This is a genomic window from Cellulosilyticum sp. (genome assembly GCF_982396655.1).
This window is the reverse complement of sequence record NZ_CEVXFV010000005.1, coordinates 99,453-117,526: the sequence shown is the minus strand read 5'-3', so window position 1 is coordinate 117,526 and position 18,074 is coordinate 99,453. Positions and strand designations below refer to the sequence as shown.

Annotated in this window: 19 protein-coding genes; 2 read left to right on the top strand and 17 right to left on the bottom strand. The window is 34.3% G+C overall.

Going from position 1 to position 18,074, the window contains the following annotated elements:
• Positions 1-10: 10 nt before the first annotated feature.
• From AC1VAQ_RS03875 to AC1VAQ_RS03865, 3 genes are all read right to left on the bottom strand, one after another.
• Entirely contained in the window at positions 11-880 is an 870-nt protein-coding gene (locus AC1VAQ_RS03875; protein WP_302598660.1) for a carbohydrate ABC transporter permease, read from the bottom strand.
• Positions 881-890: 10 nt separating this feature from the next.
• Positions 891-1,844 (bottom strand): ABC transporter permease, encoded by a 954-nt coding sequence (locus AC1VAQ_RS03870; RefSeq protein ID WP_303243871.1) that lies wholly within the window; start codon positions 1,842-1,844, stop codon positions 891-893.
• Positions 1,845-2,093: 249 nt separating this feature from the next.
• The gene (locus AC1VAQ_RS03865; RefSeq protein WP_302598524.1) at positions 2,094-4,121 is read right to left on the bottom strand and encodes an alpha-glucuronidase family glycosyl hydrolase; all 2,028 of its coding nucleotides are present in this window, start codon (positions 4,119-4,121) and stop codon (positions 2,094-2,096) included.
• A gap of 178 nt (positions 4,122-4,299) precedes the next feature.
• Between AC1VAQ_RS03865 and AC1VAQ_RS03860 the strand changes: the two genes are divergently transcribed.
• On the top strand, positions 4,300-5,097 hold the full coding sequence (locus tag AC1VAQ_RS03860) for a helix-turn-helix domain-containing protein (RefSeq protein ID WP_479903498.1): 798 nt from the start codon (positions 4,300-4,302) through the stop codon (positions 5,095-5,097).
• 51 nt (positions 5,098-5,148) lie between these two features.
• On the opposite strand, the gene AC1VAQ_RS03855 is transcribed toward AC1VAQ_RS03860, so the two are convergent.
• The 13 genes from AC1VAQ_RS03855 to AC1VAQ_RS03795 form a co-directional block, all read right to left on the bottom strand.
• Positions 5,149-6,318, bottom strand: coding sequence for an aminotransferase class I/II-fold pyridoxal phosphate-dependent enzyme (locus AC1VAQ_RS03855; protein WP_302598522.1), 1,170 nt, complete (start codon positions 6,316-6,318; stop codon positions 5,149-5,151).
• Complete coding sequence (locus tag AC1VAQ_RS03850; protein WP_302598520.1) at positions 6,315-6,800, bottom strand: Lrp/AsnC family transcriptional regulator; 486 nt, start codon at positions 6,798-6,800, stop codon at positions 6,315-6,317. Before AC1VAQ_RS03850 ends, AC1VAQ_RS03855 begins: the two co-directional genes overlap by 4 nt.
• 240 nt (positions 6,801-7,040) lie before the next feature.
• Positions 7,041-7,409 carry a stage V sporulation protein AE gene (gene spoVAE / locus AC1VAQ_RS03845; RefSeq protein WP_330697578.1) on the bottom strand — a complete coding sequence of 123 codons (369 nt, stop codon included), beginning with the start codon at positions 7,407-7,409 and terminating at the stop codon, positions 7,041-7,043.
• A gap of 13 nt (positions 7,410-7,422) precedes the next feature.
• Positions 7,423-8,430 (bottom strand): stage V sporulation protein AD, encoded by a 1,008-nt coding sequence (spoVAD, locus tag AC1VAQ_RS03840; protein WP_302598518.1) that lies wholly within the window; start codon positions 8,428-8,430, stop codon positions 7,423-7,425.
• Between the two features lie 10 nt (positions 8,431-8,440).
• Positions 8,441-8,887 carry a stage V sporulation protein AC gene (gene spoVAC, locus AC1VAQ_RS03835; RefSeq protein ID WP_302598517.1) on the bottom strand — a complete coding sequence of 149 codons (447 nt, stop codon included), beginning with the start codon at positions 8,885-8,887 and terminating at the stop codon, positions 8,441-8,443.
• A 13-nt stretch (positions 8,888-8,900) separates the two neighbouring features.
• Complete coding sequence (locus AC1VAQ_RS03830) at positions 8,901-9,341, bottom strand: stage V sporulation protein AB (protein WP_302598515.1); 441 nt, start codon at positions 9,339-9,341, stop codon at positions 8,901-8,903.
• Positions 9,341-9,976: a stage V sporulation protein AA gene (locus AC1VAQ_RS03825; RefSeq protein WP_302598514.1), complete on the bottom strand. Its 636-nt coding sequence runs from the start codon at positions 9,974-9,976 to the stop codon at positions 9,341-9,343. Before AC1VAQ_RS03825 ends, AC1VAQ_RS03830 begins: the two co-directional genes overlap by 1 nt.
• A complete protein-coding gene (locus tag AC1VAQ_RS03820; RefSeq protein WP_302598513.1) occupies positions 9,936-10,109 on the bottom strand; it encodes a hypothetical protein in 174 nt (57 codons plus the stop codon). Before AC1VAQ_RS03820 ends, AC1VAQ_RS03825 begins: the two co-directional genes overlap by 41 nt.
• 296 nt (positions 10,110-10,405) lie before the next feature.
• Complete coding sequence (hemZ, locus tag AC1VAQ_RS03815; RefSeq protein WP_302598512.1) at positions 10,406-11,857, bottom strand: coproporphyrinogen dehydrogenase HemZ; 1,452 nt, start codon at positions 11,855-11,857, stop codon at positions 10,406-10,408.
• Between the two features lie 27 nt (positions 11,858-11,884).
• Positions 11,885-12,523, bottom strand: coding sequence for an MBL fold metallo-hydrolase (locus AC1VAQ_RS03810; protein WP_302598511.1), 639 nt, complete (start codon positions 12,521-12,523; stop codon positions 11,885-11,887).
• Positions 12,524-12,679: 156 nt separating this feature from the next.
• Entirely contained in the window at positions 12,680-13,129 is a 450-nt protein-coding gene (dtd, locus tag AC1VAQ_RS03805; protein ID WP_302598509.1) for a D-aminoacyl-tRNA deacylase, read from the bottom strand.
• Between the two features lie 16 nt (positions 13,130-13,145).
• Complete coding sequence (locus AC1VAQ_RS03800) at positions 13,146-15,377, bottom strand: RelA/SpoT family protein (protein WP_302598508.1); 2,232 nt, start codon at positions 15,375-15,377, stop codon at positions 13,146-13,148.
• 425 nt (positions 15,378-15,802) lie between these two features.
• Complete coding sequence (locus tag AC1VAQ_RS03795; RefSeq protein WP_302598506.1) at positions 15,803-16,315, bottom strand: adenine phosphoribosyltransferase; 513 nt, start codon at positions 16,313-16,315, stop codon at positions 15,803-15,805.
• Positions 16,316-16,646: 331 nt separating this feature from the next.
• On the opposite strand from AC1VAQ_RS03795, the gene AC1VAQ_RS03790 reads away from it, so the two are divergent.
• A complete protein-coding gene (locus AC1VAQ_RS03790; RefSeq protein WP_302598503.1) occupies positions 16,647-17,018 on the top strand; it encodes a CvfD/Ygs/GSP13 family RNA-binding post-transcriptional regulator in 372 nt (123 codons plus the stop codon).
• Positions 17,019-17,148: 130 nt separating this feature from the next.
• Here the strand turns inward: AC1VAQ_RS03790 and AC1VAQ_RS03785 are convergent, their stop codons facing one another.
• On the bottom strand, positions 17,149-17,877 hold the full coding sequence (locus AC1VAQ_RS03785) for a tRNA threonylcarbamoyladenosine dehydratase (protein WP_302598501.1): 729 nt from the start codon (positions 17,875-17,877) through the stop codon (positions 17,149-17,151).
• Positions 17,878-18,074: the final 197 nt, after the last annotated feature.

Here is an 18,074-nt window from a genome sequence, read left to right as displayed (position 1 = left end):
TAATACCATCTTAACCTTTAACAGAACCAATCATCATCCCTTCAACAAAGTAACGTTGTACAAATGGATAAATACATATAATAGGTAAGGCTGTAAGTACCATTGTGCAAGACCTAATGTTAGCCCCAATTTGAGCCGCTTCTTCTGATGTTGCACCTACTTCTGCTGTTCCTGTGGCACCTGCTACAATTCCCCTTAAGTAAAGTGCTACTGGCTGAAGTTTCTTATCATCTAAATAAATGAATGGGCCAAACCAGTTATTCCACATTCCTACTGCATAGAACAGAACCATTGTTGCTAAAATAGGCTTAGAAAGTGGTAATACTATTTTAAAGAAAATACCATATGCATCTAAGCCATCTACAGCAGCTGCTTCTTCTAACTCAGTTGGTAGACTATAAAAGAAAGATCTCATAATCAGTACATTATAAGTACTGATAGCTCCTGGCAAGATAATTGCCCAGATTGTATTTCGCATTCCTAATGAATTGATTAAAATATAATTAGGAATCAACCCACCAGAGAAAAACATAGTAAAGACGATAAATGGTGTTAAGATTTTCTGTCCAATTAAATTGGGTTTAGATAACGGATAAGCTAACATTGCTGAAAAAGCCAGTGATACCAATGTCCCTGTTACAGTATAAATAATCGTATTTTTATAGGAATTAAAGAAATCTGCTGTTCTAAAAACAACCTCATAAGTTTTTAAATTAAAGTCAACTGGCAGTAATTTTACTTTGCCTGCATAAATAGCTGCTTCTGAACTAAATGATTGGGCAACTAAGTATAAAAATGGATACAATGTGACACACACTATAAATAACATAAATATAAAATTAATAACTTGAAATACACGATACGACCTAGACTCTTTCATGCTACACCTCCTACCACAAACTATTATCTGTTAATTTCTTAGATATTGCATTGGCACTTGTTACAAGTATTAGCCCAATAATTCCTTCAAATAATCCTACAGCTGTTGCATAACTAAAGTTTGCTGAATTAATACCCATACGATAAACATAAGTACCAATAACATCAGCTGTTGAATAAATAACTGGATTATACAGTAGCAATACCTTTTCAAAGTTAACACCCATGATGCCGCCAATATCTAATATTAACAATGTGACAATTGTTGGTAAAATGCCTGGTATTAAAACATTAATAATTTGCTGGAAGCGATTTGCACCATCAATTTTAGCTGCTTCATAAAGCTCTGAATTGATATTTGTCATAGCTGCTAAATATAATATAGCCCCCCATCCAAGCCCTTGCCATACGCCTGAAACAACATAAATAGTAGGAAATGCATTGGCATTTGCAATCCAAGATTGCGCTTGACCGCCACATGCTGTAACTAATGCATTTAGTGGTCCTGTCAATGAAACAATCTCCTTAATCATTCCTGCTAAAATAACCATTGAAATAAAATGTGGTAAATAAGAAACTGTCTGAACGAACTTTTTCCATTTCATATTTTTAATTTCATTCAACATAATCGCAAAAATAATTGTGATAGGAAATCTTACAAGTAAATAAGAAACACTTAAAACAAGCGTATTTCTAAATACCTCCCAAAACTTAGGATCTCCCATAAATTGTTTGAAATATCTAAGTCCCACAAACTTCACACCTAAAACAGATCCCCCGGGTACGTATTTACGAAAGGCAATAACATTTCCAATCATTGGTATATACTTAAAAATAATGTAATATAAAATTGGTAAAATCAAAAACGTATATAGGCGCCAATCTCTTTTTATCCCTTTAAGCTTTCTACCGATTGGCATACGCATCTTTTTGTTTTTTACTACTGCACCTTCTACTGTACTCATCTCCCTCTCCTCTTTTCTCTAATTTATTGACCTTTACATCTGTTCCTCCTTTAAACTATTTTGTTAATTACTTTTTAAAAGTATTTTAATTTGTTGTTATTATTTTAGTACAACTCCCCTTTGGTTTCCATGTATAAATTTATATAGTATTTGTAATTTTTTATCTCTCAATGATTATCTTTTATTTATTTTATACATTAAGTTGTTTTTATTTATTATTTGTATTATAACAACTTTACAAGACTCTATTTACTCATATATTTTTCTTCCACGCGCATCCTTAATACCTGTTTTTCTATAAAAATATGTATTAACAATATCACGCCATTCAGCTGCATCATGTAGCTGGACCTCTAGTCCTTCTTTTACTTTGTTATAAAAGTGATTTTCAACGTGCCCCTCTAGTTGCTGCCATAGCCAAGTAAACTTTTCAACACTTGCTACCCCTTCAAAATGTACATCATAAATATATTGCAAAAGTGTTCGACCATCTTTCAGCTTTTCTTCGTAACCTACATGGTGGAAAAATAGCAGTAATGCTTCTGGGCACATCTCCCTATTATTATAAAGGCTTCTATTAGGCTCAAAGTATTGATTAACATATCCTGTTCCTGTTTCACTTGTGCGATCTACACCGATTCCTTTATAATCTGCATAATGATAAGTTCCCCAAGGCGAATATTCATATCCTTCTATATTAGGCCCATAATGATGCCCTACATTCACCATCCAGCCAATCCCTAAGGGTACTGTATAGTCTTCATAAGCTTTTCTAGATTGAAGTAATATTGTTTTCACATGTTCCTTTATGGCTTTGTCTGTTCCTAGCGTTAGTGTAACCCATTCTTCAGCTATTTCTTCTGTGCTTATCTGATTATTCCAACATAATCTTCCAAAGCCATATAAATTGGCTGCTGCTAATGGATTACCTGTCCAATCCACACTCTCACCAATATTTGAAACGCCAGCTATTCCGCCATGTATGTTGTCATATGTTTTACCACTTACAATATCTCTAATATAAGTTCCTTTTCCCTTGGCATATGTATCAAAATCCAGATACTCTCGCCACATAGTAGGTAAAAAGCAAATATGCTTCTGCTGACCTGTATATTCTTGTGTAATCTGAAATTCCATCATTTGATTTGTTTTTGTTAATGCACCAAATAATGGTGAAAGTGGCTCTCGAATTTGAAAATCCATTGGACCATTTTTAATCTGCAAAATAACATTTTCTTCAAACAACCCATCTAATCCTATGAAATGATCATAAGCAGCTCTTGCTCTATCCGTCTTTCTATCTCGCCAGTCCACATGACAGTTATAAACAAAACAACGCCAAATCACAATTCCATCATAAGGTTTTAATGCCTTAGCCAACATGTTTGCACCTTCTGCATGTGTACGGTTATAGGTAAAAGGACCAGGTCTATTTTCTGAATCTGCCTTAACTAAAAAACCGCCAAAGTTAGGAATCTTTTCGCAGATCCTTTTTGCCACCCCTCCCCAGAATTCCTGTACGTCATGGTCAGCTGGATCCGCTGTATGCAATCCCCCAAGTTCTATAGGTGCAGCAAAATTAATGCTTAGAAATAACTTAATACCATAGTCTGCAAACACTTCTGCCAATCGTGATATACCCTCTAGATATTCACCCTCTATGAATTTAGTCTCACGCTCATGTACATTTACATTATTAACACTCACACTATTGATACCAACAGAAGCCAATAACCTAGCATAATCTCTGCTTCGTCTTAGATCCTTTATAAAATCATTGTCCTTATAAAAGATAGACCTTCCTGCATAGCCTCTTTCAATGCTTCCATCTACATTATCCCAATGATTTATCATACGCAGTTCATTTGAAGGGCTTTCCTTAATACTGAGATTTTGTAAAGATTGATGCTGTTTTATAGAAAAAATCAATTTAAAGACGCCATATAAAATCCCCTTTGCATCACTCCCTACAATCTGCAATTTTTCTGGAGATGCCTGTAATAAATAACCTTCTTTTTCTAAAGTATTTTGATTCAGTCTTATTTCAATAAAGGGGATCTTAGGCATCTCTTCTGCTATTTGCATCTCTAAATTCATATAACGCTTCATAAATTGCTTTAGTTCTTGCAGTGCGGTATGTACCACTTTATCCTTTAATAAGGTGGAATCTTCCACATAAATCTTTTCGCCATATTGCCATTCAAATGCTCCTTTAGGCATTTCATAATCTAACCAAGCTGCATACATTTTTTCTTTACTCATCTCAGCATATGTCATCTTTATCTCCTCCTATTTTTAAACCACCCATATTTTATTAAATATTATTTTATTTTTATTTGTTTTTTAATTATTGTAATTTTATAATGTATTTAATGGAATCACAATGTACAAAACATATAGTATTTGTACTTTTTTATAAAGAAACACTCTATATTCTTACCCTAAGGAGCTTAAGATGAATCCAACAACACAAAATTATGACTACATGTTCGTTGAACTATGTTACTGTATCTTTCGTCAATGCACACCTGAATGGCGCATTGAGGACAGCCTTACAAATTTTATTGACATTACCTACATTTGCAGTGGTGAAGCTTACTACAATATCAATGGCATAGATTATCATGTCAAAAGTGGTGATTTACTTTGTATCCCTAAAAACAGCCGCCGCTTTGCTACTACTAATCCCCAAAACCCTATGTGCTGTTATCCCGTTAACTTTAAACTACATGATTTTAATGGTGACGAGATTACACTTCCGTTTCCGCTAATCTCCCATCTTGGGACAATAGAGTCAATATTACACCTTTACAAAGAACTTAACGTCGCCTGGACTGAACAAAAACCTGGTTATCGTTTGTATGCACATTCAATATTTACTCGGATTTTGCACAAACTACTTTGTTTACTTTATTATCACAATGATCAAACCTTTATTGATCCTCGCATCCAAAAAATCCAAGCTTATATTTCTAGACACTATACAGAAAAACTTACTGTCGATCACTTAGCTGCACTTATTGGACTTAATCCAGTATATTTTGGTATTTTATTTAAAGAAAATATGGGATGCTCTGTAAAAAAATATATTAATCAAATCAAAATCAACCATGCTGAGAATTTACTTTTAAGTGGTGAATTTACAATCACTGATGTTGCCCTAGCTTGTGGCTTTGAAGATGTTTATTACTTTAGTAAACTTTTCAAATCTCTCAAAGGTTATCCACCTTCTCACACTCGTAATCTCTTTTAAGAATATAAATAAAAAAATCATCTAAGCTCCATGCCTAGATGATTTTTTTATTTATATTCTTTTTTTAACAAATCTTGCAATTCGTGTTAAAGCTTCACGAAGTTCTTCAATTGAATATGCATATGAACATCTTATAAATCCTTCCCCAGATGTACCAAAAGCGCTACCTGGTACTACAGCTACCTTCTCTTCTTTTAAAAGTTGTGTACAGAACTGTTCACTTGTAAGCCCTGTTTTTTGAATACTAGGGAATACATAAAAAGCCCCTTCTGGTTCGAAGCAATCAAGACCCATTTTAGCAAAGTGTTCAAGCATGAAACGTCTTCTTTGGTCATAAGACTGTCGCATTTCCTTTACATCTTCATCTCCATTTTTCATCGCTTCAATAGCTGCATATTGACTTGTTGTTGGTGCACACATGATTGCAAACTGATGCATTTTCGTCATAAGCCCAATCAGTGGTTCCGGTCCTAAAGCATATCCTAAACGCCATCCTGTCATAGCAAAGGCTTTTGAAAAGCCGCTAAGAACGATAGTTCTTTCATACATCCCCGGAATACTTGCAATAGAAACATGTTCCTTACCATATGTTAGCTCAGCATAAATTTCATCTGAAATTGTAATGATATTTGTTTCCTTAAGTACAGCTGCAATTTTCTCTAAATCTTCTTTCTCCATAATTGCCCCTGTTGGATTATTTGGGTAAGGCAGAATAAGCACTTTTGTTTTTGGTGTTATGTACGTGTTTAACTCCTCTGGCGTAAGTCTAAATTTATTTTCAGCTTTTGTTGGAATAGCTATCGGTGTTGCACCAGTAAAAATAACGCATGGTGCATAAGCTACATAACAAGGTTCTGGTATAAGTACCTCATCCCCCGGTTCAAGCAATATACGAAGTGCAAGGTCAATCCCTTCACTTCCTCCAACTGTTACTAAACTTTGTTTTACTGGACTATATGTTAAATTAAAGCGTCTTTTCATATACGCACAAATTTCTTTTCTAAGTTCAAGAAGTCCTGCATTAGCAGTATATATTGTTTTTCCTTTTTCTAAGGTATAAATAGCTTCTTCTCGAATGTGCCAAGGTGTATCAAAATCTGGTTCTCCTACACCTAGAGATATAGCATCTCCCATCTCATTTGCAATATCAAAAAACTTTCTAATACCAGAAGGTGGTACTTCTTGAATTCTCTTAACCATTATTTCTTCATAATTTATCATGGTGACACAATCATCCTTTCATCTTTTTTACCATTTTCAAAAATAACGCCATAATCTTTATATTTTTTAAGCACAAAGTGTGTAGATGTACTTAACACGGATTCAAGCGGTGCTAATTTTTGACCTACGAAAAGTGCTACTTGCTTCATTGTTTTTCCTTCAATAATTACGGTAAAATCAAATCCACCAGACATTAAATATACAGCCTTTACTTCCTTAAATTTGTAAATACGTTCTGCCACCTTATCAAAGCCTTCACCACGTTGTGGCGTAACTTTTACTTCAATAAGAGCTGTTACCACGTCATTTTCTTCTAAATGATCCCAGTTGATTAACGTATTATACCCACAAATAACTTGTGCATCTTCTAATTCCTTAATGGCGGCTCGTACATCCTCGGCATTTAATCCAAGCATAACGGCAATTTCTTCCGCGGTATATTTACTGTTTTTCTCTAAGATTTCTAAAATTTGTTTTTTCATAGTAACATCTCCTTCTAACTCATATAGTTTATATTATAATAACTTTAATAGTGATATGCTACTAAAAATTGATTTTTTTAATTATTTTTCCTTTATTTTTTTATATTTTAATAAAACTAAACCAATAATAAACTGCATAAATCTAATCTTTTAAATATAAAAGGAAGGTTGTACAACCTTAAATTTCCTTTGTACAAACCTTCTGTCTATATTGAAACATTCTATTATAGATTTTAATTTTTAAGACTTACTTTTAGGATTTGAGCTCAGTGCCGCTAAATAGCCAAATACAATAGCAGCGGTAATACCTGCTGCCGTATTGCGAATTCCACCCGAGAAGGCGCCCATTAAACCATTGCCGCCGACTTCATCCATAGCTCCCTTCGCTAAAGAATATCCAAATCCTGAAATAGGTACTGTTGCCCCAGCTCCTGCAAATTCTACAATAGGCTTATAAACACCAATTGCAGTTAAAAATGCTCCTGCTAATAAAAAGAGTACCATAATCTGTCCCGTTGTAAGCTTCGTTCGATCTAAGATTATTTGACCTATCACACAAATAAGCCCACCAACCACAAAGCATTTCACATATTCCATAAATATTTCCATTCTTTGTTTCCTCCTACTTCATCTCAATACATACAGCATGTGCAATGCCTGGAATTGTATTACCTTGCTGACTACTACCCGTACTCATAAGGGCGCCTGTTGGCACGAGCAAAATTTTCTTCAGTTTCTTCTTAAGCATTTGTTTGTAGAGATAGCCTGTAAACACAGCTGCACTGCATCCACAGCCACTTCCACCTGCATTCGTTTCTTGCTTCTCATCATCAAAAATCATCTTACCGCAGTCATTAAGGACATGACTTAAATCTACTCCTGATTTCTTTGCAAGTTCATTAGCAATGTCAACCCCCCAGTTTCCTAAATCTCCTGTATAAATCGCATCAAAGTCACTTGGTTTCTGGTTTGTATCCTCTAAGTGAGTAAGTATAGTATCTACAGCCGCTGGTGCCATAGCTGCTCCCATATTAAAGGTATCTGTAATACCTAAATCTACGATTTTGCCTGTTGTAATACCTGTAACACATGGTCCTTCACCTGATCTTGATAGTAATACAAAGCCGCTTCCTGTTACTGTCCAGTGTTGTGCCATTGTGCGCTGCCCCGCATACTCAAGTGGAAAACGAAATTGTTTTTCCGCTGCGCAATAGTGACTACTTGTACCTGCAATGACGATGTCTGCCATCCCTCCTGCAATCATCATACTTGCCAAACTCATAGATTCGCCCATAGTTGAGCAAGCCCCATAAAGCCCAAAGAAAGGAATATTAAAATCCTTTAATCCAAATGTACTTGCTACGACTTGATTTTGTAAATCTCCTGCAAATATATACTGAATATCACTTGGTAATTTACGTGCTCTGTCCAATAAGCCTTGTACCGTTTGTTGAATCATTCTTGCTTCTGCTTTTTCCCAGGAATCTTCACCTAAAAGTTCATCTGGCATTTTATTGTCAAAATACTGCCCAAGTGGTCCTTGCTGTTCTTTAGGCCCTGCACTAGAATAAGCATTGATAATAACCGGAGGCTCTTTAAATAAAATTGTTTGCTTTCCTATACGTCCCATTTTCTTTCTCCTATTTTATAAAGTAATATATAATACCAATAACAACACTGGCAATCGTTCCATAAATAATAACAGGTCCTGCGATGGTAAATAGTTTTGCACCCATACCATAGATAAAACCTTCTTTTTTATATTCCATCGCTGATGCTACCATGGAATTTGCAAATCCTGTAATGGGTATAAGTGCTCCTGCTCCTGCAAACTTTCCAATATTGTCATATACATTAAATGCAGTTAAAATTGCACTAATTAAAATAAGTGTAACTGTTCCTAGTGTGGAAGATTCCTCAAAAGAAAGTCCTAAATACATATAAAGATTAATTAATGCTTGTCCTATGCTACAAATAATTCCGCCTACCAAAAAAGCCTTAACTGAATTGCTCCACACTTTATTTTTAGGCGTATTTTGATCAACTATATTTTGATATTCATCCTTAAATTGATTCATATTTGCCATAACTTCTACTCCTCTAATCTATAAGTTCTACAACTATAGGATATAAATAATAATATAATGCACCTACTAACTTACCTGCTGCGAAAGCATATACTATAAGGGAAATACCCTTCTTGATTTTAATACGCCTATCCAAAATAGGCATTACATCTAATACCTCTGCTAATGCTATAATTAAAACACCCACAAAATTTCCAAATGCAAAACTAAAAATTACAATGAATAGAGATGGTATTTTTATAATAACTGGCCACATCGTTAAAATTGCACCACTTATACTTCCTACTGCAATAGCATTTTCGTATAACTTCGCATGATGCTTTGTTTTTGTGCGGTAACTCATAAGAGGTACAACACCAATAACACTAATGAATGCTACAAGACCACCTGCCAACATACTACCTGCACCAAAGCCAACTAAAATTCTTGGAATAATCGTTAATGTTTCCCTCATTAAGGCTCTCCTCTTCGCTTATCTGTCAGGCTATCAATCTCACTATCTTCCGCATCCTTTTCATACATGGCAATTTCTACTTGCATTGGCGTAGGATCTTCTGTAATCTTACGTTTACCAAAGTGATTAAAGAAAAAGAGGACACCTGTTGCCAATCCTATTGCATAAGGAATCGTAATAAGATTAGGTGTATCGACCTCTCTACCTGTAAAGATACGATTAATAATGATAAATGTCTTCCCTAAAGATGTATCTGTATTATATGTCATAATTGCTACAGTGGCCCCTGCAAATATTATGATTGCTACTGCAATTGCTTTAATCCATTCTAGTATTGAATTTTGCTTACTTATTTTAGGATGATATTCAATCACAACATCTGGATCTCCCACACTTTGTACATCTGCATTGGGATACTGACTCCAAATCTTATTTACAATATCAATAATAGTAATAACAAATTTTCCTTTTTTATGCGTCTCCGGAATTGCATAAATCTGCATATTATCTACAACACCCTTTACTGTAGGTGGTGCGGCTATATCTGCAATATCACCTATTTTCACCTGCTTTTTAGCTTCAATGGTGGTACGCTTATAAGCTCTTACATACACAGTATGTTTTTGCATATCCATAACTGTTTCCCCTCTCAACAAATACACCATTCTTATACTCATTCTTATGACTCATTCCTAAGCAGACATATGTGAGACATCCACTTATAAGTGCTAAGCCTATAAGTGTTATGATAAACACCTTTTTCTTCATCATCATACCTCCCAAATATATTTTATTAATTATTTATAGTTTTACCCTTTATTTCTGAATTATTCCTATTAAACCCACCTCATCACACTTGCCTTCCCCTAACCCCTCTCATTCCTCAAAATAAAGCAGCTAACACTACGTTATCAGCTCACATTCTAAGTTTGGATATATGTGTGCTAAAAATCCAACTTTTCTATGCTACAAAAAAGGGAATGGTTATCATCTTATCTGATGACAACGCATTCCCTCAAAAATCATTTTCTAAAGATGCTTATCTGCTCACTTTACTTTTTAACTTATATATTATTTTCTTGATTATAAAATCCTACACGTTTACGTTCAATCATCTCATCAATACGATTAATATAATCTTCTAAACTTTTTACATTTGCTACACGTTCAATACGTGCAAGATCGCTATAAACAAGTTTTGTAATCGCACCTGCACCAAGCGCAATGATGCTTTGCTTTTCTTCCATAATTTCAATATTATACACACATTCAGTACCTGGTACGGCATAGCCTACATTTTCAAAGTTCCCAAGCATATTTTTTTGACGATACATATAATAGGGTTCAAGTCCTAACTGTGCCATTTTTTCTTCACATAAGCTTAACATCTCCTGAATAACTTCACCTTGGGTTAAAACAATATTGCCTTCCCCTTCTCGTAGTTCTTCTTTTAACCTAGACGCACGTTTAATTGCCATAGTATGCACTGTAATATTTTCTGGACCTAGCTTTCCAAGTTCTTCTAAAGTATATGCTACATCTTCTACCGTTTCTCCTGGAAGGCCTAATATCATATCCATATTAATCTCAGTATGTCCAAGTTCTCTAGCCTCATGGAATACACGCTTAATATCTTCTGTACTATGCGCTCTTCCAATTGCATCTAATGTTTTTTGACGCATACTTTGTGGATTAATAGAAATACGTCCTACACCTTGTTCTTTCATAATACGCAATTTATCTTTTGTAATTGTATCCGGTCTACCTGCTTCAATAGTATATTCATCAATTTGCGATAAATCAAAGCTTTTTGCCACATGCTCTAAAAGACGTTCTAGCTGCACTTCATTTAAACTTGTAGGTGTACCTCCACCAATATAAAGACTGCGGATCTTAGCATCTTTCTTCATATTAGCAACTGCTGTGATTTCTTTACAAAGTGCCTCTAAATACGCATCTACTAAATTACCCTTTGTTTTTAAAGAGTATGCTGTAAATGAGCAGTAAACACAGCGTGTTGGACAAAATGGAATCCCTATATATAAGCTAATTTCATCTGGTTTATTCTTTGCTAAAATTTCACGTTCTGCTTTAGCAACCTTAATCATCATCTCACATTTACTTGGGCTTACAAAATATTCTTCTTGCATATGTTTTGCAATTTCTGCATCACTAAGATGATGTTTAAACTGTTCATGTACAAGTTTGGTAGGTCTAATACCTGTTAAACTCCCCCATGGCATTTTTCTACCTGATACTTCACTTAAAACAGTATATACTGCTTTTTTAAGTGCTTGCTTCATCTGTTTCTTGTTTTTAAGCGCATCATCACTTATAGGCATTTCAAAAGTCGCTTCTGTAATCACCTGAGTTCCCTCTAGTAACTTAGCTGATGCTAATGGTGATTCAAAAGTTACTTCTAAAACATAATCTTTAGTAATATACGGTTCAAATAAGTTAATGACATTGGTAATTTCATATTCTGCTGAATGTCCTATACATTTTAATTCAATCACTTTTTCACTCTCTTTTTCTATCGTATTTTAAAATTCATAGTTAAAATAAGGGTTTGTAGCTTTTTCAATTTTAACAGTTGTTGTATCCCCATGACCCGGGCAAATTAAAGTTTCCTCTGGTAATGTAAAGATTTTCTCACGAATCCCTTGAAGTAATAGTGCGCCATTGCCACCTAAATTGTCACTTCTCCCTACTGCACCTTGGAAAATAATATCCCCCACAAAAGCAACTTCTTCTTTTTCTGCATAATAAGCTACGCCATCTAATGTATGTCCTGGTACATAAATAACACGAAGTTTCATCTCGGGATTTGCCTCAAGTACAATCTCATCACCTTCATTTACATACGCATCTGCTTCTAATGTAAATGGATGCATGTAGAGACCAGATAGGTTCCAATTAGCATCCTCAAGATATTTTTTCCCTTCTGTATGAATAACAACTGGTACATTCAATGCATTCTTTAAAAAAGTAACAGCCGATACATGATCAAAATGCCCATGTGTAAGCAAAATCTTTTCAATCACAATGCCTTCTTGCTGAATATATTTTAAAATGCGTTCGCCTTCTGCACCTGGGTCAATTATAAAGCCATGCTTTGTTGTATCATCTATAAAAAAGTATGTGTGTTCTTGTAACATACCCACTGTCATATTTGCAATCATTCTAAGTCCTCCATTCGTCTTATAATATCAATTTATTATACTATGCGTTTTTGTTTTTTTCTACATAAACTCCCTAGTCTTATTTTTTACAAAAAGAAAGATGCTTAAACTAAAAATGATGATTCACCTTTAATCTAGCATCTTTCTTCTATAAATTTATATAATCTTACTACTATCTAACAACAAAGTTACTGGCCCATCATTTAAAAGACTTACTTTCATATCAGCCTGAAACTGTCCAGTTTCAAAAGGTACTTCCATGCTTTCTAGCTTTTCAATAAAGCGATTATACTTTTTCTCTGCCTCACTGACGCTTCCTGATGCAACAAAGCTAGGTCGCATACCTTTTGTACAGTTACCATACAAAGTGAAGTTTGGTACGATTAGTATTTTACCGCCAATATCCTTTACAGATAAGTTCATCTTACCTTCTGCATCACTAAATATGCGTAGTCCTGTCACTTTATTAATGATATAGTCCATATCTTTTTCTGTATCATCCGCTTTAATGCCTACAAGCACCAAAAGCCCCTCTTCAATCTTTCCAATGCATCGCTCTTCTACAACCACTGATGCACTAGAAACACGCTGTACTACTGCACGCATGATTTTCCCTCCACTTTTAAGAAGACACACGCATAATTTCAAGTACATCACGTACTTGTAATATTTTACGTGTAAGTTCTTCTAGTTGGTAAATATCTGAAATCTCTATTTTTACATTAAATATTGCATTACTCTTTGTTGTTTTTGCATTAAATGATTTAACAGGTAGCTTCATATCTGTTAAAATCTTAGATACATCAACAATGATACCCATGCGATCAAGACAAGTAATTTGGATTTCTGTTACATACGTACGTTTTTCCACTGCTTGTTTTTCTTCAAGCCAACTTGCCTCAATAAGGCGTTCTTTTTCATCCGCTGGCATATTGATAATATTTGTACAATCCTTGCGGTGAATAGATACACCACGTCCTCTCGTAATATAACCAATAATATCATCACCTGGAAGTGGCCCACAGCACTTAGAAAATCTAACTGCAATATCCCCTACTCCTTTTACAATAATACCACTAGAGTGTTTTTTATTACGAGGTACACTGGTTTCTCCTTCAGCATTATAGTTTGGTATCGCTTGCTGAGGCGTTGGTAATTCCTTCTTCACCTTTAACGTTTCATCAATAAGCTTTTGAATGATTTGACGTTCTTTCATATTGCCATAGCCAATAGCTGCACAAATCGCATCCCATGACTTCATACCATATCTACGATAAATCGTTTCTACAACAGCATGATCTGTTAAATAAGAAAGATTGTAGCCACGTTGTTTGGCAGCAATTTCAAGAAGTTCTTTACCTTTAACAATATCTTCATCTTTGTATTGTTTACGGAACCACTGATTAATCTTTGTACGCGCCTGTGTACTTTTAACAATATTAAGCCAATCACGACTTGGGCCTTTTGCATTTTGAGCCGTTAAAATTTCAATACGGTCACCATTTTTAATAACATAATCAAAGGTAACGATTTTACCATTTACTTTGGCGCCAATCATATGATCACCTACACCACTATGAATGCTGTAAGCAAAGTCAATAGGTGTTGAACCTGTTGGCAGTGTTTTAAGCTCACCTTTTGGTGTAAATACATAAACTTGATCTGTATAAATATCAAGGTCACCTTTGAGTGCATTCATAAACTCACGGTTATCGCTCATATCACGTTGCCATTCAAGAATCTCACGAAGCCATGTAAGCTTTTCCTCTGATTTATCACGAATTGTGCCATCTGTGCGGCCCTCTTTATACTTCCAGTGCGCTGCAATACCATATTCTGCTGTACGATGCATTTCCTCTGTACGGATTTGCATTTCAAAAGGTGTACCTTCTGCCCCCATCAGTGTGGTGTGTAATGAACGATACATATTTGGTTTAGGCATTGCAATATAATCTTTAAATCTTCCTGGAATAGGTGTATACATCTCATGAATAACACCAAGTACGCCATAACAGTCCTTAACTGATTTTACAATTGCGCGTACTGCAAACAAGTCATAGATTTGATCAAGTGTCTTATGCTTATTAACAATCTTCTTATAAATACTAAAGAAGTGTTTTGGTCTTCCTTCAATGACCGCATCAATGCCAGCTTCCGCAACTTTGGCTTTGATTTGGCTTACAATCTCTTCAATATAAGCAATACGTTCCATACGTTTACTTGCAATCTGACGTGCTAAATCATAATAAACCTCTGGTTCAATATAGCGAAGTGATAAATCTTCAAGTTCTGCTTTAATTTTACAAATACCAAGTCTATGTGCAATAGGTGCATAAATGTTAAGCGTTTCTTCTGCTTTTTCTTTTTGCTTAGCAGGTGTCATGAACTTAAGTGTTTGCATGTTATGAAGGCGGTCTGCAAGTTTAATAATAACCACGCGAATATCTTGTGCCATAGCAAGGAACATTTTACGATAGTTCTCTGCTTGCATTTCTTCTTTTTGAAGTTCTTTGTTTTGTGTTGTAAACTGCATTTTAGTAAGCTTTGTAACACCATCTACTAAAAGTGCAACTTCCTTATTAAATAAACGTTCAATATCTTCTAATGTATAGTCTGTATCCTCTACCACATCATGTAAAATCCCAGCAACAATGGATTCAATATCCAATTCTAAATCTGCTAGTGTATAGGCAACAGCCAGTGGATGAATAATATAAGGCTCCCCTGACTTTCTAAGTTGTTCACCATGTGCTTTTTTAGCAAGCTGATACGCATCTTCTACCATTTGTAAATTGTCAGAAGGGTGATACGAACGTATTCTTTTTATTAACTTTTCATAAATCTCATCCGGCATCTTAATCCCCCCTTATGTAATAGTCCAAACAATATAATTACCCGTGATCGTATCGTTTCTTTGATAACTATATTATTATTTTTTTTTAATAGTTTATATTATAGACAGTTTATCTTCAAAATTCAATGCCAATATCCATAAACTTCTGATAACCTACATGAGTTTATACAATCCATCTTTTTTCGCAATGATTTTATTCTCTTAAGTTTATATATTAATTATGCCTAATAAGTAGTAAAATATACCTTTATACAAAGAAAGTGGCCCTATGTCCACTTAAAAAAATATGACTATGCCATATTTTTAAAAAATAAGCAAAGCTAAGGCTTTGCTTATTTTTGCTCTTATATAGCTTTAATATATATTTCATATCTCTGTTATAACGTCATCATCATGTCTGAGTGATATGAAATCATATTAAAAGATTAGTATTTTAAAATTGACTCTACGTTATAACCAGAAATTAAATCTCTACCTTTTAAATCTTCAAGTTCAATAAGGAATACGATTTTTACAACTTCTCCGCCAAGTTCTTCGATAAGATCGATCATCGCTTTAGTTGTACCACCTGTTGCTAAAAGGTCATCTACGATAACAACTTTTTGTCCTTTTTGAATGGCATCAATGTGCATTTCAATTGTAGATGTACCATATTCTAAATCGTATGTTTTAGAAATACATTTATATGGTAATTTACCTGGTTTTCTAACAGGTACGAAACCTTTTTTCATTTTATAAGCTGTAGGTACACCGAAGATGAAACCTCTTGATTCTGGTCCTACTACTGTGTCAAACTCTACACCTTCTAATTTTTCACAAATTTGGTCAATAGATTCTACTAATCCTTCACCATTTTGAAGTAATGTTGTAATATCTTTAAAAAGAATTCCTTCTTTTGGGAAATTTTCTACATCACGAATAAGAGAATATAAATTCATTACATTTCCTCCTCAGTTTGTTATCATTAAATTAACTTACTCTAATAATAACTATGCTTTTTTAATCAGATTATTTTTAGCACTATTATTATTAATATTTGCCGATATTGGCATTTTTAACATATCTTTATTATCATTTTTATGGCAAACTACATTATATCATAACCCCCTAATATTAGTAAACGCCTTGATGAAGTTTTTTCTCAAAAAATGTCTTATTTTCATGGATTATTTTCTTTATATTTGGTAAAATATTTTTTTAAATAGCTATACAGTTTTGTTTTAATTATGATATAATGTAGTCGTTATTTATATTAATAGGAGTGTTGTCATGTCGGAAAAATTTCAAGTAGGCCAAATTATTGAAGGAACAGTAACGGGAGTTAAACCTTTTGGTGCCTTTGTTTCACTTGATGGAACAACTCAAGGGCTCGTTCACATATCTCATATTACTCATGGTTATTTAGCAGATATTAATGAAGCTATTAAAGTGGGCGATCAAGTTAAAGTGAAAATTCTCTCTATAGATAGTGAAAAAGGTAAAATTTCTCTTTCTATCAAAGAAACACAAGAAAAGCCTAGAAACAACTCTAGACCTCAGAAAAAAGAAGCCCCTACTGAAGATTTCGAAAGCTTAATGAAAGATTTCCTTAAGTTTTCAAATGATCGTCAAGCGGATATCAACAAGCGATTAAATCGTTAATCGTTTTTACATCACGTGTACAATAGAACCACGCTGAAAATTAGATTTACAATAAAAAGGTGTATAAGCTTTCAGGCAAAAGCTATACACCTTTTTGTCTACCCCTAAGTAAATTTTTTCACTTAGCTTGTTACATCGGCTGATAGCCAAGAAGTGAGCGTACAACTTCTCCTGCAATAATAAGCCCTGAAACAGATGTTACAAAACACATAGAACCTGGTGTTTGTCTTCTTCCCGCACCTGCACCGCCATGTTTTAAACTTTGGTCTGGTTTAATAGGTGTTTCTGTAGAGTACACTACCTTTAATTTTTTTACATTTCTTGCTTTAAGTTCTTTACGCATTACTTTAGCAAGTGGACATACTTTTGTTTTATAAATATCTGTTACAACAAGTTTAGTTGGATCTAATTTATTAGCTGCTCCCATGGCACTGATGATTGGAATATTCATTGCCTTACATCTTACGATAAGGTCAATTTTAGATGTTACCATATCAATAGCATCCACAACATAATCATACTCTGGACTTAAAAGATGTTCAGCTGTCTCGGCTGTATACATCTCTTCATATGCAATGACTTCTGCCTCTGGATTTATCTCTAAAACTCTAGCTTTCATAAGCGCTGCTTTAGATTGTCCCACTGTTTTTGATGTCGCATGAATTTGACGATTGATATTGCTTACACATACCGTATCATGATCAATTAAAACAATCTTACCTACGCCAGCTCTCGCTAAGGCTTCTACTGTATAAGAACCTACACCACCTACGCCAAATACCGCAACTGTACTTGATTTTAACTTATTAAGACCTTCTGTTCCAATAAGCATCTCTGTTCTTGAAAATGCATGTAACATTTCTTTACTCCTTTATTTCATTCATTATCTTTAATATAGACTTGTTTCGTCCTTCGTAAACTAACAAATTTTACAAATATCTTTTTTATACTATATGATTTTTAACCGGTATGCAACCTCTATTTATATAGGTAATTTGTTCCTTTATTCTAATTACTTTGTATCTTGAATATACTTTTATAGACAATCATTATAGA

What these genes read in the sequence shown, in the direction of transcription:
- AC1VAQ_RS03875 (WP_302598660.1), bottom strand. Translation starts at nt 880, where the DNA reads ATGAAAGAGTCTAGGTCGTATCGTGTATTTCAAGTTATTAATTTTATA.
- AC1VAQ_RS03870 (WP_303243871.1), bottom strand. Translation starts at nt 1,844, where the DNA reads ATGAGTACAGTAGAAGGTGCAGTAGTAAAAAACAAAAAGATGCGTATG.
- AC1VAQ_RS03865 (WP_302598524.1), bottom strand. Translation starts at nt 4,121, where the DNA reads ATGACATATGCTGAGATGAGTAAAGAAAAAATGTATGCAGCTTGGTTA.
- AC1VAQ_RS03860 (WP_479903498.1), top strand. Translation starts at nt 4,300, where the DNA reads ATGAATCCAACAACACAAAATTATGACTACATGTTCGTTGAACTATGT.
- AC1VAQ_RS03855 (WP_302598522.1), bottom strand. Translation starts at nt 6,318, where the DNA reads ATGATAAATTATGAAGAAATAATGGTTAAGAGAATTCAAGAAGTACCA.
- AC1VAQ_RS03850 (WP_302598520.1), bottom strand. Translation starts at nt 6,800, where the DNA reads ATGAAAAAACAAATTTTAGAAATCTTAGAGAAAAACAGTAAATATACC.
- spoVAE (WP_330697578.1), bottom strand. Translation starts at nt 7,409, where the DNA reads ATGGAAATATTTATGGAATATGTGAAATGCTTTGTGGTTGGTGGGCTT.
- spoVAD (WP_302598518.1), bottom strand. Translation starts at nt 8,430, where the DNA reads ATGGGACGTATAGGAAAGCAAACAATTTTATTTAAAGAGCCTCCGGTT.
- spoVAC (WP_302598517.1), bottom strand. Translation starts at nt 8,887, where the DNA reads ATGGCAAATATGAATCAATTTAAGGATGAATATCAAAATATAGTTGAT.
- AC1VAQ_RS03830 (WP_302598515.1), bottom strand. Translation starts at nt 9,341, where the DNA reads ATGAGGGAAACATTAACGATTATTCCAAGAATTTTAGTTGGCTTTGGT.
- AC1VAQ_RS03825 (WP_302598514.1), bottom strand. Translation starts at nt 9,976, where the DNA reads ATGGATATGCAAAAACATACTGTGTATGTAAGAGCTTATAAGCGTACC.
- AC1VAQ_RS03820 (WP_302598513.1), bottom strand. Translation starts at nt 10,109, where the DNA reads ATGAAGAAAAAGGTGTTTATCATAACACTTATAGGCTTAGCACTTATA.
- AC1VAQ_RS03810 (WP_302598511.1), bottom strand. Translation starts at nt 12,523, where the DNA reads ATGATTGCAAATATGACAGTGGGTATGTTACAAGAACACACATACTTT.
- dtd (WP_302598509.1), bottom strand. Translation starts at nt 13,129, where the DNA reads ATGCGTGCAGTAGTACAGCGTGTTTCTAGTGCATCAGTGGTTGTAGAA.
- AC1VAQ_RS03800 (WP_302598508.1), bottom strand. Translation starts at nt 15,377, where the DNA reads ATGCCGGATGAGATTTATGAAAAGTTAATAAAAAGAATACGTTCGTAT.
- AC1VAQ_RS03795 (WP_302598506.1), bottom strand. Translation starts at nt 16,315, where the DNA reads ATGAATTTATATTCTCTTATTCGTGATGTAGAAAATTTCCCAAAAGAA.
- AC1VAQ_RS03790 (WP_302598503.1), top strand. Translation starts at nt 16,647, where the DNA reads ATGTCGGAAAAATTTCAAGTAGGCCAAATTATTGAAGGAACAGTAACG.
- AC1VAQ_RS03785 (WP_302598501.1), bottom strand. Translation starts at nt 17,877, where the DNA reads ATGTTACATGCATTTTCAAGAACAGAGATGCTTATTGGAACAGAAGGT.